We start from the raw sequence: 14,346 nt of genomic DNA, 5'->3' as shown, positions 1-14,346 counted from the left end.
GGGCACGCGGTCCCCCCGGCGGTCTCGACGCGGTCGGCCGGCCGGCCTCCGCGCGGGCCCGGCAGGCGGCACGCGGCCGGGGAAAAGCAGACGCACATGGGACGCCGACGGGGATGGGACGCCGACGGGCGGCGTACGCCGACGTGGTGTCGGGGTACGCCGCCCTGCGGGGGGGAAGGGGGACGAGGTACGGGTCGCGGCCCCTCGGAGGAGCCGCTGACCAGCCCATCGCCCGCTACTTCGGTTCGCGGTTGAACAGCGACGTGGACCAGAAGTAGCCGAGCACGACCAGCCCCAGGCACCAGGCCACGGCCAGCCACCCGTTGTGGCCGATCTCGCTGCCCTGCAACAGCCCGCGCAGCGTCTCGATGGCCGGGGTGAACGGCTGGTACTCGGCGATCGGCCGGAACCAGCCCGGCATCGCGTCGAGCGGTACGAAGGCGCTGGAGAGGAGCGGCAGGATCACCAGCGGCAGGGCGTTGTTGCTGGCCGCCTCGACGTTCGGGCTGGAGAGGCCCATCCCGACCGCGATCCAGGTGAGCGCCAGGGCGAACAGCACGAGCAGGCCGAACGCCGCGAGCCACTCCAGGGCCGTGGCGTCGGTGGAACGGAAGCCGATGGCCACCGCGACGGCACCGACGAGGGCCACGCTGGCCACCGCTTGCAGCACGCTGCCGACGACATGCCCGATGAGCGCGGACCCGCGGTGGATCGCCATCGTGCGGAAGCGGGCCATGATGCCCTCGGTCATGTCATTGGAGACGGACACCGCGGTCCCGATCGTCGTGCTCCCGATCGTCATCAGCAGGAGGCCCGGGACGAGGTACGCGAGGTACGCGGAGCGGTCGGCTCCAGCGCCGATGCCCGCGCTCATCGCGTCGCCGAAGATATAGACGAAGAGCAGCAGCAGCATGATCGGCGTCAGTAGCAGGTTCAGCGTCAGCGACGGGTAGCGCCGCGCGTGCAGGAGGTTGCGGCGCAGCATCGTGGACGAGTCGCGCACGGCGAGGGAGAGGGCGCTCATCGGACGTTCTCCTTGGGCTGGTTGGGGATAGTGGCCGGGCCGGTGAGGGCGAAGAACACATCGTCGAGGTCGGGCGTGTGCACGGTCAGCTCGTCGGCCTCGATGCCGGCCGCGTCCAGCCCGTCGAGGATGGAGCGCAGCTCGCGCTGGCTGCCGTCGCTGGGGATCCGCAGCGTCAGCGCCTCGTCGTCCCGGGTGATCTCGCGCAGGGTGGCGGCGGCGCTCCGGTACGTGGACGGGTCGGAGAAGCGGAGTCGTATGTGTCCGCCGGGGATGAGCCGTTTCAGCTGGTCGGCGGTGCCTTCGGCGGCGATCTTGCCGTTGTTGAGGACGGCGATGCGGTCGGCGAGTTCGTCGGCCTCGTCCAGGTACTGGGTGGTGAGGAAGACGGTGACGCCGTCGGAGACCAGTTCGCGGATGATCTGCCACATGGTGTGGCGGGAGCGGGGGTCGAGGCCGGTGGTCGGTTCGTCGAGGAAGAGGATCCGCGGGTTGCCGACGAGGGTCATGGCGATGTCGAGGCGGCGCTTCATGCCGCCGGAGTAGCTCTGGGCGGGCTTCTTGGCGGCGTCGACGAGGTCGAACCGCTCCAGGAGTTCGGCGGCGACCCGGCGCCCCTCGCGCTTGGAGAGGTGGTGCAGGTCGGCCATGAGGAGCATGTTCTCCTCGCCGGTGATCAGCCCGTCGACGGCGGAGAACTGTCCGGTGACGCCGATCGCGGCGCGCACTCCGTCCGGTGAGGTGGCGAGGTCGTGCCCCGCGACCTGGGCCTGTCCGCCGTCGGCGGCGATGAGTGTGGACAGGATCTTCACGGCGGTGGTCTTGCCGGCGCCGTTGGGGCCGAGCAGCGCGAACACGGACCCGGCCGGGATGCGCAGATCGAGGCCGTCGAGAACGGTCTTGTCACCGTACGACTTGCGCAGACCGACGGCGGAGACGGCGGCCGGTGACGGGTGACCGTCACCCTGATGAGGCATGGACATGGACATGACAGAAGAAGGCATGGAGCCCTCCCATTCGAGAGCGTGGTGAGCGATGAAGTGGACGTGCCCGTCAGGAGATCGGGGGGTGCGGAGACGGGGCGGATCAGGGCCGGGCGCGGCGGATGTCGATGTTGCCCCAGTTGGTCCGGGCGCGGATCTTGACGGTGTCCTCGGTCTGCTCCGGGGCCTCGGACGCGGCGAGCGCGTTGCGTACCTGCCCACGGTTGGAGCTGACGTCGAGCCAGGCGGCGGTGCCCTCGCGGACACCGATTTCGATGGAGCCGTTCGAGGTCTCCAACTGGACGGTGCCACGGGCGACTTCGGCGACGCGGAGGACGCCGTTGGTGGTGGTGCCGGTGACCGACGCCTCGGCGCGTGCGATGTCGATGGCGCCGTTGGCGCCCTTCACCCGCAGCTCGCCGGTCACGGCGCCGATGGTCGTGGTGCCGTGCGAGTTCTTCAGGACGGCGGGGCCGTCGACGAGGCCGACGCGCACATTGCCGGTGTTGCTGGTGATCTCGGCCATGCCCTCGACCCGGTCGACGGTGGTTGAGCCGTGCGACGCCTTCAGGTGCAGCGGGCCCGTCGAGTCGAGTCGGACGTCACCCGCCGAAGTCGTCACACGGACTTCGCCGAGCCGGCCCTCACCGAGCACCCTGGCCCCGGCGCCGGTCACGTCGATGTGCGAGCCCGCAGGCAGTTCCACCGTCACGTCGACGGTGCCACCGCGCCCGAGCAGATTGGCCTTGGGCGTGGTGACGGTCAGGATGCCGCTCGCGTAGGAGACCTCGGTCTGGTCGGCCGTCCGTACGTCCAGGTCCTTCTTCGCGTCGCGGGGCCGCACCTCGACGACGGTGTCGAGGCGGTCGCCCGCGGTGAACTGGAGGGAACCGGAGTACACGTAGGCGGTGACCGAAATCGGTTCGGGAGTGTCGAAAGAAGGCATGGCTGTCCCGTTCTGTTGGGTCTTCGAGGCGTCCCCGCTGGTGGGACGTGGTGTGGGATGAAGTCGTGCGGGCGGGGGCGCGCGGCTAGCGCACCCAGCCCGTGATGCTCTGTCCGACGGTCTGGGTCTTCTCCGTCGTACGCGGCCGGGTGCCGCCGTCGACCGCGGCCGATACGGTGCGCACCAGCCACGCGTTGACCGACAGGCCCTCGCGGCTCGCCGCCTCCTCGGCGCGCGCCTTGAGGTGGGCCGGCAGACGCAGATTGACGCGGGCGGTGCCGCCCTCGTCGATGTCCGCCGGAGCCGGGGCGACGAGGTGTTCGACGGTCGCGGCCGGTTCCGTGGAAGCACCGCCGTACGTGGGCGGCGGTGTCACCACGAAGCTGGGGTCGAGCCCGCGCAGCCGTACGTCGACCGAGCCGGGGGCGATGTCACGGGTGACCTCGTCCATCGCGGCGGAGAGCACACTGAGCATGGTCAGCCGGGTCGCCGACTCCAGGGGAGCGGTGAGCCTCTCGGCCAGCTCGCGTGCTTCGTCGCCGCCGGCTTCGGCGGCCACCGCGAGTTCGCGGCGGAGGGTCTCGACATACGGGGTGAGGTCCATGACGCCATCATGGCACCACTATGGCTCCACACGCAAGCCATGAGGTGACACCACCCGGTCACCAACCGACCGAACAGCCCTGACCTGCGCAAACACGCTGGCGCCTGCCTGGGCGGCTGTGGCGCCACGCGCAGTCGTGCACCTGTGGGTTCATGGAGTGGCACCACATGGCACCAGATAGCACCAAGCCGCGCCATCCAGCGCCATCCGGCACCGCGTGGCGCCGTGTGGCGCCATGCGAGGGCACACGGGGGGTGGCCTGCCCCCGCCTCGCGGTCCGCCACTGGGCCGAGCCCACCTCGGGCGGGAGAGATTCCGGATCGGGCTTGACCCTCACGTCGCGTGAGGCTGGAGCGTGGGGCGCATGAGCGACTACTACAACGCGTTCGAGACCAGTCCCGTGCCCGCTCCCGGCCCGGACGCGGTTCCGCCGGAGCCGTTCCGTGGCATCTATGGAATGCCCGCGTTCGCGACGATCCCCACGAGCGATGTGGCGGCGTCGGTGGACTTCTGGCTGCGCGGGCTCGGGTTCATCGAACTGTTCAGCATCCCCGGCGGGGTTGTGCATCTGCGCCGGTGGGCGTTCCAGGACGTACTCCTCGTCCCGGCGGCCAGCGTTCCGGAGCAGGCACCAGCGATGAGCCTCAGCTTCGCGTGCGTGCTCGGCCAGGTCGACTCCCTTGTCGAGGCGTGTCGTGCGCTGCGCCCGGACTCGGTCGATGGCCCACGGGACACCCCCTGGAACACCCGCGACGTGGAGGTGATCACCCCCGAGAACGCACGGATCGTCTTCACCGCGGCGAAGCCCTTCGATCCGGCCAGTCAGGAGGCACGGAACCTCGCGGCCATCGGGATCACCCCACCGGGCGCCGGACGCGGCGACAATGAGGAGCATGCCTGACGCCGCCGACGCCACTGACACCGCCGACGCCACTGACGTCGGCGACGCCACTGACACCGCCGGCCTGACCGTCGGTCAGGTCTCGGCGCGTCTGGGCGTGACGGTCCGCGCGCTGCACCACTGGGACGAGATCGGTCTGGCGCGACCGTCGCTGCGCACGGCTGCCGGATACCGGCTCTACACCGCCGGTGATCTGGAACGCCTGCACCGCGTCATCGTCTACCGCGAGACCGGTCTCGGCCTGGACAGGATCCGGACCGTCCTGGACGACTCGACCGCGGACGTGCCCGGCGCGTTGCGCGCGCAGCGCGCCCAGGTCGCTGAACGGATCGGCCGTCTCCGGCAGATCAGCGCCGGACTGGACCGGATGATCGACGCCCACGAGCGCGGCCTGCTGCTGACCGTCGAGCAGCAGGCCGCGATCTTCGGCCCCCAGTGGAACCCGGACGGGCCCGCCCAGGCCCGTCAACGCTACGGAGACACGACGCAATGGCGGCAGTACGCGGAACGCGCGGCCTCTCGCGGTCCGGAGGAGTGGCAGACCATCGCCGACGCCAACGCCGGACTCGACCGCGCCCTCGCGGACGCGATGGACGCCGGGGTCACCCCTGGCAGCCCGGAAGCGAATCAACTCGTCGAGCGGCACCGCGAAGTGTTCGCCTCGTACTTCCCCCTCACCAGGCAGATGCAGGTCTGTCTCGGCCGCATGTACGAGGCCGATCCGGCGTTCGCCGCCCACTACGACGGCATCCGCGCCGGCCTCGCCACATGGTTCCGTCACATCGTCGACGCCGCCGCACGCGCCCACGGCATCGACCCCGACACCGCGACCTGGCGGTAGAGCACGGGTCCGGAAGCCCGCGCTGTGGGGGCGCCCGACGCTCTCTCAAGCCCGCGGCCGGGAGATGCGATCGACCGCACGCCATGGATCGTCGCACCAGCTCGGCAAGGCAGTCGCTCACCGGCCGTCACCTGCCAGCCGGCGAGGGCAGGCCAGTTCAGGAACCGAACGGTTCGGGGAGCACGTCACCAGCGCCAGGGACAGGAACGAGGGACGTTCGAGATAGACGCCCAAGGACACGTCCCCACCCCACCCGAGTCGTTCGACGGCGGAGTCGACGAGCATGCTCACGTGTGGGGTCTCCCGGACCGCGTCGGAGTCGAAGCGGGGCGCGTACTCGGCCAGTCGGTCGCCGAGCCAGGCCGCCGCTTCCTTGGGCTCATCCCAAGTGCCCAGGACGGAAGACCCGGACTTCATCAGCCAGTGCGCCGTCTCAATAGGCGGCAGATTGGATCGCGGGAACTCGGCCACGACCTCTCGGTATCGCTCCTGTAGCCGCAACCGTTCCCCGTCGCCCGATGCCGCTGCCGACGGCGGCGGCTCGGGATGCGGCGGCCTCCGCAGACCTTCCTCGTCGAAACGTTGTTTCGGGCCGGTCCACAGGTAGCCATGGTGGTGCAACGGTCGTTCCGTTCCGTTCGGCTCGGATGAGGGTGAAGGACCCACCGGTCCCGGTGCTCGGAGGGAGCCGGGACCGGCAGGGGCGAGGCCGTGAGGCCTCAGGCCGGGACACCGAATCGCGCGGGGTCGATACCGGCCGTGCTCAACTCCTCCGTCGAGAACCGCAGCGGCTCCACGCCCGGTCGCTTACTGTCGCCCAGCGCCCAAGCGTCCTCGCCGATCCGGGCGAGGGTTACGCATGACTCCCCGTCCGGGTGTGTGTTTCCGCCGCACGCCTTGGCGAACGTGGCTCCGTCGATGTCGAGCGCGTACAGGTCGGTTCCATTCAGCATCGATACGCCTTCCTGGTCAGGGGAAATACCGGTGGTTGAATCCATCATCGCGCCTGACCAGGCATATATGGAACGCTAGTCGCGTTGATGCATAAATCTGGCTGCCGCCTCTTCCAAGTAGGCGGAAGCATCGCCACCCGTTAGCGCGTGCGACCAAAATAGATCGAACAGATTCAGATGCTGGGTTATATCTCTCGGATCGCGCAGCACCACTTCACCGGAGAACAATTCGACAGTCACCAAGCGGTCGTCATAGACAACGAAGATGTTCATCGGGGTGCCCGGAACCTGGGCCGCTTCGGGAATGATCCCAATCTCCACGTTGGGCTTCCCGTTGACCTCGGCCATATGCGCGCACTGGGCCGCCATGGTCTCAGCACGTGCACGCCGCCACCTGACAGCCTGTTCGGTCATCAGAAACCAGAAGGATCGTGATGCGTCGTCCAGGATGGCCTGACGATCCATGCGCGCCTGTACCGCTCGCGCGATATCCCTCCTCGGATCACCGACGACGGTCGGCGACAGTGTCTCTGTCGCATACTCACGGACATGCAGCAAGCCCGTGGGAACAGCCGGCAGGAAATGCCGTATCACACGGGCCGAGCACTCAAGGGCTTCGAGTTCCGCCTGCTTGTGGTAGAGACCGACACGCGCGTGCGCACGCCAGGACACGTAGTCGACGTTTGCCCGACGGGCCAGACCAAGAATCTCTTCGCCGACTTCATCAGGCACGGCCAGCGACTTGAGGATACGTTCGACATCCAGAACAGTCGGTAGCGCTCTGCCTGTTTCAATGCGGCTGATCTTCGTTTGGCTCATATTGCAACGAAGCGCCAACCGCTCGCCACTCAGGCCGGAAGCACGTCGAAGGCCCCGAAGGGCCTCCGCCAGATCTCTGCGCTCGCGTGCTTGTTTTTCAGGTTCTATGGGCACTGAACGGTACTGCACTTTCCAGGGCGAGATCCCGCCACGCGAGATACGTGTCAATATCCGGGTCCTGGATCAGTTCCCGATTGATCTGCGTCCCGTCGGGGCGATAGTTGAGATGAACCACGACCGCCTCGTCGAACAACCAGAAGTCCTGCTCAGGCAATCCGGGGTTCGGTTGGTCCGTCACATCGACTATGTGGTAATTCTCCCCGGCTGCCACATTCCCCGGGATGCACCACTCAAACAGGTAGCGGCTGTAGGGCGTGAGCGGTCGGCGGACGATCTTGGCGCGGGTCATCGTCCGTCCGGCCGCCGCATGATCCCGGATGGTCCGGTGCCACGGCGCGTTGAAGCCGTCCGGCTTCGGGGCTCCGGCCAGGAAATCGCGGACTGTGGCGTCCTCCGCAGGCATGGTGTACGTCTGGTGGACCTCCAGACGGAACGCGGAGCGCTTGAAGTCGCGGAAGTGCGCCTGCCATTCGTCGCCGTCCAGCAGCAGGGGGCTAGAGCCATCCACGGGCACGGGCTGCCTCCTTGAGGATGTCCTCGGGCATCAACACAATCGACTCGCCATCCGGAGTCGGGTGAGCCACGTCGTAGCCCTGGACAGCCAGCATGCCGGGTTCTGGTGTGGCGTACACGGTCGGGCAGTCGCCGTTCCCGCACTTGTCATCGTCATCGCCGCCCTTACTGCACGGCCCTCCCGCAATCACCCTCAGTTCATCCACTGAGACCTCCTCCGGTCTATGTGCTCAGAAAGTTACGGACAGTCGCACCCGCGCCACAAGGCGGGCGCGCTCTCAAGTCACGAAGTCGCATAGAACCGCGTCAGCGGCCCTTCAGGCGGGTTCGGTGGAGCTGGGCGAGAGCGAGCAGTTGGCGTTTCTCGTACGGCGTGGCGGGGCGGAGCGAGATGTGGTGGACCTGCCAGCGGAGGCCGGTAGGGCGCGTCAGGAGGACCATCGGGCCGACAAAGCCGCTGATCTCCGCCGGCATGTCGTAGTGACGGTCGAACACCGCCATGCCGATACGGAGTTCGCCCGGCTCCGGCCGCGACACAGGCCGCGGTCGCGGTCGCGGTCGCGGTCGCGGTCGCGGTCGCATGAGAGTGCTCACTTCCAGTCCCCCGAGCGGCGGGGCGGGTGATTGCGGAGTTCGTCGTTCCAGTCCCGCACCATCGGGCCATTGCCGACGGCCCGCGCCTCCTCACGCTGGCGGCAGAGCGCCGCGCACACGTCGCACCCGGTCGCGGGCGCCGGCTCAAGTGCCGGTACCGACACGGTCATCGCTCGTCCTCCCCTGGACGGGGTGCCGAGTCGGGGCACGACGGGTGACCGCAGACACACGGCGGCCACTTGAGCGCGTCACCGGGAGCGACGTCCGCGCCCTCGGCGCCGGGGTCGTACGCGTAGGTCGGTACGACGAGCGAACCGTCCACCCCGTACGCGGCGATCATCAGCGACAGACGCCTGCGCGCCTCACTTCGCCTCATCGGCCAGCCTCCGCAGTCCGCGCTCCACGCGCCGTGCCAACTCCGTTGTCGGCTCGGCGAATTCCCCTGGCAGCCAATCGGGGATCAGCGTGATCACCTCGTAGTCCTCGGTGGCCGAGGCCGGTGCTTCCCTCTCTGCCATTGGTGCGCCCCTCCGTCGTCGTGGCATTACTGTGTGTGTTCAAGATTCGGCATGCGTGGCTTCGCCGAACAGGGTTGAACGCACGTCAACGGGCCTGGGGTGAAGGAGGAAGAGGTATGGCGGACGAACTGAGAGAGCCGGTGGGACCGGTCAGCGGAGCTGCCTACTTCGGCAACGAGGTGCGGGAGTGGCGGCTGGCCAGAGGACTGAGCCAGCGGGAGGTGGGCGCTCCGGCGCGGTACGCGCAGCAGTACGTGGCGAAGGTGGAGGCCGGTGACCGGATGGCGAGCCCGGAGTTCGCCGCGGGCTGCGATCAAGTCTTCGGCACGCCACGGACGTTCGCCCGGCTACGGGATCGGTGTGCCGAGAAGGGTGGGTATCCGGACTGGTTCGAGCCGTACGTCTTGCTCGAACGGCAGGCGTCCGCGACCCTGAACTTCAGCAACGGGCTGGTCGCGGGTCTGTTGCAGACCGAGGCGTACGCTCAGGCAGTCTTCAGGAAGGCGAATCCGACCGACACTCCGGAAGATACCGCTGCCAGGGTGGGGCGAAGGCTGAAGCGCCGTCAGGTACTGGACCGCGAGAAGCCTCCTCTGGTCTGGGTCGTCCTGGATGAGTCCTGCCTACGGCGCATGGTCGGCAGTCCGACGGTGATGGCCGACCAGATGGCACACCTGATCACGGAAGGGGAGTCCCCTCGCTTCACCCTTCAAGTGCTCCCGTTCAGTTCAGGAGCCATGTCCTGGCATCTGGGCTTTACGCTGCTGAAGTTCACTGAGGACGAGCCCGACATGCTCTACCAGGAAACGCTGGGGGCGGGCCATGTGACCGACTCCCGGAAGACCGTGACAGATGCGAGCGTGCTCTACGATCGATTGCGCGCCGACGCGCTCTCTCCGGAGACGTCGGTCGACATGTTGCGCAAGGTGAAGGAGGACTGGACCCGATGAGCAGAATTGACCTCTCCGGCGCACGGTGGGAGAAATCCAGCTACAGCAGCGGCCTGGGAGGCGAGTGCGTCGAGTTCAGCCGGTCATTCCTCCCGGTCATCGGCGCGCAGTGGGAGAAGTCCAGCCACAGCAGCGGCCAGGAAGGCGAGTGCGTCGAGTTCGCCCGCAACCTCGCCCCCTCCGGCATCGTCCCCGTACGCGACAGCAAGTCCCCCGCCGGCCCCGTGCTCCTGCTCTCCCCCGCCGCCTGGAGCGACTTCGTCGTCTTCGCCGCCAGCGACAACTAGCCTTCGGGCGGCGGCCAGGTGTCGCCCCAGGCCACATCCCTCGCCGCGCGGTACAGCGCGCCGTGGCGCTTGGTGACCGTGTCGCGGCGCAGTCCGTCGTCCCTCGTGCACAGATCCAGAAGCACCTGGCCCTTGCGGATCTGCGGCTTCCGCGTCACCCGGGCTCCCGCCGGATGCGCGTCGGACCGTACCGCCGCCACATAGCTGAACTTCTCGTCCTCGTACGGCAGCGAGCCGCCCTTGACCTGGCGGTGCAGGGAGGACCGGCTGACCCGGGCCGCGAAGTGGCACCAGTCCGTGCCCCGTTCGATCGGGCAGGCGCCGTCGTGCGGGCAGGGGGCGGCGATACGGTAGCCCGCCGCGATGAGCTGATCGCGCGCCTCGATGATCCGCAGATAGCCGTCGGGCGTACCGGGCTCCACGATCACCACGGCCTGGCCGGTCCGCGCGGCCTCGGTCACGAGTGCGGTGCGGTCGCGTTCGGTGAGTTCCTTCAGTACGTACGAGACCGTCACGAGATCGCTCTCCGGGAGCTTCAGCGCCGCGTCGATCCTGGTCTGTCGCCAGTCCGCCGCGCGGAGCGCGGGCGCTCCCGAGGCGGCGGCCAGTTCGCGGCCGAGGGCGAGTGCGGGCTCCGCCCAGTCGAGGACCGTGGTGGTACGGGGCTCCGCCCACGTCGCGTCCGCCGCCCAGACCGCCGCTCCCGTACCGCCGCCCACGTCGACATGGCTGCCGGGTGCCCAGCCGGGCGTGGCGTCGGCGAGGGCTTCCAGCGCGGCCCGTACCGCCTCGAAGGTGGCCGGCATCCGGTACGCGGCGTACGCGGCGACGTCGGAACGGTCACGGAGTACGGGCGCGTCGGTCGGAGTGGTGCCCCGGTAGTTGGCGATCAGCCGGTCGACGGCCTGTGCGGCCTGTTTGGGCGGCAGCCCGTCGAGCACTCCGGCGAGCGCGGCGCGCAGCGCTTCGGCGGTGGGAAGGGCAGACTCGGCGGGGTTCACCGTGGAATTCTGACATGCGGCCCGATCCCGGGCGTGCCCGCCGAAGCGGGCCGTCACAACGGTGACACAAACTGCGGCGGGCACAGGCTCAGTTGCTACGCTGGCGCTTCTTGTCCGGCAGCCGCTCTCACGGGGGAAACTTGAGTCGGCTCGTAAGACAGCCGTGAGACAGCAGGGGAACCATGAAACTGAGGTTCGTGCGTGGGCCCCGACGGGTCGGCGTACCCGGCGGAGGCCGTTTCTCCCGCGTAGGCCGCTTCTCCCGTGGGGGCGGATTCTCGCGTGGGGGCGGTTTCTCGCGCGGGGGCGGTGAGGGGACCGTACGGCAGCGCGTCGTACGGCTGACCCTCGTCGTGGGAGTGATCGTGCTGGCGCTGCTGCTCCTGCTCGCCACCTGCGGCGGGAACAAGCCCGCCAGGACCAAGGAGGACAACGCGCCCAAGAGGCCCGTGGCGAACGTCGCGGACCGGGCGCCGCGGCTCAGTGTGCCGGCCGGATACGACACCGCGCACGGCTGGGAGATCGTCGACGGCTCCCCCGACTTCGCGATCGCCCATGACACGAACCGGCTCGCGTATCTGGAGCGGGCCGGCGCGGACCGGTTCCGGCTGCGGACGCTCGACCCCGAGACCGGCGAGCGCGGCTGGGACGGCGAGCCCTGGCGGCCCCTGTTCACCCCCGACCGGTTCCCCCGGCTGCTGTCCGTCAGCAAGGACGACCAGGAGTACTTCGTCACCTGGTCGTACGGGAGGCTCAACCCGGACGCGCTGCGCCCGGCCGACTCCATCATCTCGCTCGACATCTACAACGCGGCCGACGGCTCCCGCCAGCGGGTCGAGACCCCCTGGGCGGACGCGCCGAAGGTGAGCGCCGCGGGCCCCGCCATTCTGATCAGCGACGGCAAGGCCACCAGCGCGGTGATCGATCCGGCGACCGGCGATGTGGTCAAGGTCCCGCCGGGCTCGCTCGGCTACCCCAAGGGCTGCAAGGAGTGCCGCAAGCTGACCGAGGTGCACGGGGTCACCACGAAGGGGCTGCTGGTCGGCGGGGCCAAGGAGTTCTGGGTACGCGGCGGCTGGTTCAGCAGGCAGGGCGCGCCGAAGGACACCGAGACCGCCTCGGGCGTGCCCGCCTCGATGGCGAGCGGCTACGTCCTCGCCAAGTGGCAGAAGAAGAAGGGCGCCAAGGACGCCGGTACGCATGAGGTCTGGGCGGTGCACGACGCGTCGACCGGCAAGGCGGTGGCGCAGGTGCGGTGCCGTAAGCCGGCGATCAAACCGGCCGAGGACCCACGCCTCGTCGCCTCCCCCGACGGCCGTTTCCTGATCGCCGGGAGGCTCGCCTTCGACCTGGACGCGAAGAAGGCGTACTGCTTCGAGGAGTCGGACGGCACCCAGCCGCTGACCCTGACCACCGTGTCGGACGACGGCACGGCCTACGGCGCGGTGAGCGCCCGCAACACGGCGGACGCGCTGGCGGGCGGCGGCAACCCGGTCAGGGTGGATCTCACGACCGCCACGCCCGAGGCCCTGGAGACCAATGTCCGGCTGCCCAGCGCGGAGGCGGCGGGTGTCGGACTCTTCCGCTGGACGGACTCCAAGGACCAGCCGCATCTGATCGGCTATCCGCGCCAGGACTGACTGAGAGCTGAGGGCCCGGGGGCTGAGGCTGAGGGCCCGGGGACTGGGGCTGGGGGCTCGGGGGCTGAGGCTGGGGGCTCGCGGGCTGAGCCCCGGCGCGGTCCCCCCGGCCCCCTCGCCCGGCCCCCGGGGACCGGGAGGCCCGGGACCGGGGGACGGATCAGGGGGCCACGGGACGGATCAGGCGTCGGCGGCCGGGCGCTCCATCGGCCGCTGATGCTCCCACGGCCGTACGAAACCGAGGAAGCAGCCGAGCGAGCCGACCGCGCAGACCAGTTGCACGACCGCCATCGGTACGGCCGTGTCCTCGCCCGCGATCCCCACCAGCGGCGAGGCGATGGCACCGATCAGGAACGACGACGTACCGATCAGCGCGGACGCCGAGCCCGCCGCGTGCGGGGTCCGCATCAGCGCCGAGGCGTTGGTGTTGGGCATCGCGAGCCCCATCGCGGACATCAGCACGAACAGCGCCGCCGCGACCGGGAAGAGCCCCACGGATCCGAACACCCCGGAGGTCATCAGCAGCAGGGCCAGCGCGGCGACGGTGATGATCATGAGCCCGAAGCCCAGCACCCGGTCCATGCTGACCCGGCCGACGAGCACCTTGCCGTTGATCTGGCCGACGGTGATCAGACCGATGGAGTTGACGCCGAAGAGCAGGCTGAAGGTCTGCGGCGAGGCGCCGTAGATCTCCTGCACCACGAACGGCGAGGCCGCGACGTACGCGAACAGCGCCGCGAAGGCCAGACCGCCCGCCAGCATGTAGCCGGTGAAGATCCGGTCCGCGATCAGCCCGCGCATCGTGCGCAGCGCCGCGACGGTGCCGCCGCTGTGCCGTTTCTCCGGCGGCAGCGTCTCGTGCAGCCACTTCCAGACGACGAGGGTGAGGAGGACGCCGACCACCGTGAGGACGGCGAAGATGCCGCGCCAGTCGGTGAGGCGCAGTACCTGTCCGCCGATCACGGGCGCGATGACCGGCGCGACGCCGGAGATCAGCATCAGTGTGGAGAAGAAGCGCGCCATCTCCACGCCGTCGTAGAGATCACGCACCACCGCGCGGGCGATCACGATGCCCGCCGCGCCGGCCAGCCCCTGGAGGAGGCGGAAGCCGATGAGGAGTTCGGTGGTGGGCGCGAGGGCGCAGATCGCGGTGGCGAGTACGTAGACGATCATGCCGAGCAGCAGCGGACGGCGCCGTCCCCACTTGTCGCTCATCGGTCCGACCACGATCTGGCCGAGCGCCATGCCCGCCAGGCAGGCGGTGAGGGTGATCTGAACCGTCGCCGCGGGTGAGTTCAGCGCGCGGGTGACCTCCGGCAGGGCCGGGAGGTACATGTCCATGGACAGCGGCGGCAGCGCGGTGAGCCCGCCGAGTACGAGGGTGACCAGCAGCCCGGCACGGCGCGCGGTGGCGGCGCGCTCCCGCGGAGGTGTGTGCGAGGCCGTGTGCGGGATCGTGTGCGAGGCCGTGTGCGACGCCGCCGGCGGGGCTGCTGGGGGCGCTTGCGGGGGTGCCTGCCGCTGTTCCGGAATCGGTGCCGAGCGACGCTGCTCGGGCGTTATATGTCCTTTACTTCCTTCGGTGGTTCGGCCGCCGTCCGGCATTCCTGTCTCCATGTCGTTGAATCCGTACCTATGCTCTCAGCTCAGCG

Annotated in this window: 19 protein-coding genes; 5 read left to right on the top strand and 14 right to left on the bottom strand. The window is 69.3% G+C overall.

Translation table 11 applies throughout. The features are described 5' to 3' along the window. Positions 1–235: 235 nt before the first annotated feature. The 4 genes from ACIOGX_RS08290 to ACIOGX_RS08275 form a co-directional block, all read right to left on the bottom strand. Positions 236–1,024 carry an ABC transporter permease gene (locus ACIOGX_RS08290; RefSeq protein WP_356506917.1) on the bottom strand — a complete coding sequence of 263 codons (789 nt, stop codon included), beginning with the start codon at positions 1,022–1,024 and terminating at the stop codon, positions 236–238. Next, a complete protein-coding gene (locus ACIOGX_RS08285) occupies positions 1,021–2,028 on the bottom strand; it encodes an ATP-binding cassette domain-containing protein (protein WP_401911298.1) in 1,008 nt (335 codons plus the stop codon). The genes ACIOGX_RS08290 and ACIOGX_RS08285 overlap by 4 nt, the downstream gene beginning before the upstream one ends. 82 nt (positions 2,029–2,110) lie before the next feature. Beyond that, complete coding sequence (locus ACIOGX_RS08280) at positions 2,111–2,953, bottom strand: DUF4097 family beta strand repeat-containing protein (protein ID WP_401762790.1); 843 nt, start codon at positions 2,951–2,953, stop codon at positions 2,111–2,113. Positions 2,954–3,038: 85 nt separating this feature from the next. Next, on the bottom strand, positions 3,039–3,557 hold the full coding sequence (locus ACIOGX_RS08275; RefSeq protein ID WP_356506911.1) for a hypothetical protein: 519 nt from the start codon (positions 3,555–3,557) through the stop codon (positions 3,039–3,041). Between the two features lie 364 nt (positions 3,558–3,921). On the opposite strand from ACIOGX_RS08275, the gene ACIOGX_RS08270 reads away from it, so the two are divergent. After that, complete coding sequence (locus ACIOGX_RS08270; RefSeq protein ID WP_401911294.1) at positions 3,922–4,458, top strand: VOC family protein; 537 nt, start codon at positions 3,922–3,924, stop codon at positions 4,456–4,458. Further along, positions 4,451–5,299 carry a MerR family transcriptional regulator gene (locus ACIOGX_RS08265; RefSeq protein ID WP_401911291.1) on the top strand — a complete coding sequence of 283 codons (849 nt, stop codon included), beginning with the start codon at positions 4,451–4,453 and terminating at the stop codon, positions 5,297–5,299. Before ACIOGX_RS08270 ends, ACIOGX_RS08265 begins: the two co-directional genes overlap by 8 nt. Positions 5,300–5,416: 117 nt before the next feature. On the opposite strand, the gene ACIOGX_RS08260 is transcribed toward ACIOGX_RS08265, so the two are convergent. The 8 genes from ACIOGX_RS08260 to ACIOGX_RS08225 form a co-directional block, all read right to left on the bottom strand. Then, positions 5,417–5,920, bottom strand: a complete 504-nt coding sequence (locus tag ACIOGX_RS08260) for a hypothetical protein (protein ID WP_401911288.1) — start codon at positions 5,918–5,920, stop codon at positions 5,417–5,419. A 98-nt stretch (positions 5,921–6,018) separates the two neighbouring features. Next, complete coding sequence (locus ACIOGX_RS08255) at positions 6,019–6,252, bottom strand: DUF397 domain-containing protein (RefSeq protein ID WP_401911286.1); 234 nt, start codon at positions 6,250–6,252, stop codon at positions 6,019–6,021. 75 nt (positions 6,253–6,327) lie between these two features. Continuing rightward, entirely contained in the window at positions 6,328–7,185 is an 858-nt protein-coding gene (locus ACIOGX_RS08250) for a helix-turn-helix domain-containing protein (RefSeq protein WP_401911283.1), read from the bottom strand. Beyond that, positions 7,169–7,705, bottom strand: a complete 537-nt coding sequence (locus ACIOGX_RS08245; RefSeq protein ID WP_401911281.1) for a DUF6879 family protein — start codon at positions 7,703–7,705, stop codon at positions 7,169–7,171. Before ACIOGX_RS08245 ends, ACIOGX_RS08250 begins: the two co-directional genes overlap by 17 nt. A gap of 305 nt (positions 7,706–8,010) precedes the next feature. Beyond that, entirely contained in the window at positions 8,011–8,205 is a 195-nt protein-coding gene (locus tag ACIOGX_RS08240) for a hypothetical protein (protein WP_401762770.1), read from the bottom strand. Between the two features lie 89 nt (positions 8,206–8,294). Beyond that, complete coding sequence (locus tag ACIOGX_RS08235) at positions 8,295–8,468, bottom strand: hypothetical protein (protein WP_401911278.1); 174 nt, start codon at positions 8,466–8,468, stop codon at positions 8,295–8,297. Next, on the bottom strand, positions 8,465–8,674 hold the full coding sequence (locus tag ACIOGX_RS08230; RefSeq protein ID WP_356506891.1) for a hypothetical protein: 210 nt from the start codon (positions 8,672–8,674) through the stop codon (positions 8,465–8,467). The genes ACIOGX_RS08235 and ACIOGX_RS08230 overlap by 4 nt, the downstream gene beginning before the upstream one ends. Next, positions 8,661–8,816, bottom strand: a complete 156-nt coding sequence (locus ACIOGX_RS08225; protein ID WP_401762764.1) for a hypothetical protein — start codon at positions 8,814–8,816, stop codon at positions 8,661–8,663. The genes ACIOGX_RS08230 and ACIOGX_RS08225 overlap by 14 nt, the downstream gene beginning before the upstream one ends. A gap of 116 nt (positions 8,817–8,932) precedes the next feature. Here ACIOGX_RS08225 and ACIOGX_RS08220 point away from each other — a divergent pair, with 116 nt between their 5' ends. Next, positions 8,933–9,766, top strand: coding sequence for a helix-turn-helix transcriptional regulator (locus ACIOGX_RS08220; protein ID WP_401911274.1), 834 nt, complete (start codon positions 8,933–8,935; stop codon positions 9,764–9,766). After that, on the top strand, positions 9,763–10,053 hold the full coding sequence (locus ACIOGX_RS08215) for a DUF397 domain-containing protein (protein WP_401911271.1): 291 nt from the start codon (positions 9,763–9,765) through the stop codon (positions 10,051–10,053). Before ACIOGX_RS08220 ends, ACIOGX_RS08215 begins: the two co-directional genes overlap by 4 nt. Here ACIOGX_RS08215 and ACIOGX_RS08210 read toward each other — a convergent pair. After that, positions 10,050–11,054, bottom strand: a complete 1,005-nt coding sequence (locus tag ACIOGX_RS08210; RefSeq protein ID WP_401911268.1) for a small ribosomal subunit Rsm22 family protein — start codon at positions 11,052–11,054, stop codon at positions 10,050–10,052. The two genes, ACIOGX_RS08215 and ACIOGX_RS08210, sit on opposite strands and share 4 nt — an antisense overlap. A gap of 341 nt (positions 11,055–11,395) precedes the next feature. Here ACIOGX_RS08210 and ACIOGX_RS08205 point away from each other — a divergent pair, with 341 nt between their 5' ends. After that, complete coding sequence (locus ACIOGX_RS08205; RefSeq protein WP_401912037.1) at positions 11,396–12,694, top strand: hypothetical protein; 1,299 nt, start codon at positions 11,396–11,398, stop codon at positions 12,692–12,694. Positions 12,695–12,874: 180 nt separating this feature from the next. Here the strand turns inward: ACIOGX_RS08205 and ACIOGX_RS08200 are convergent, their stop codons facing one another. Further along, positions 12,875–14,299, bottom strand: a complete 1,425-nt coding sequence (locus ACIOGX_RS08200; protein ID WP_401912034.1) for a Bcr/CflA family multidrug efflux MFS transporter — start codon at positions 14,297–14,299, stop codon at positions 12,875–12,877. Positions 14,300–14,346 lie beyond the last annotated feature (47 nt).

It is taken from the genome of Streptomyces sp. NPDC088147 (genome assembly GCF_044741565.1).
Lineage (GTDB): Bacteria > Actinomycetota > Actinomycetes > Streptomycetales > Streptomycetaceae > Streptomyces.
The sequence above is the reverse complement of the archived record's forward strand: the minus strand, read 5'-3'. Positions and strand labels throughout refer to the sequence as shown.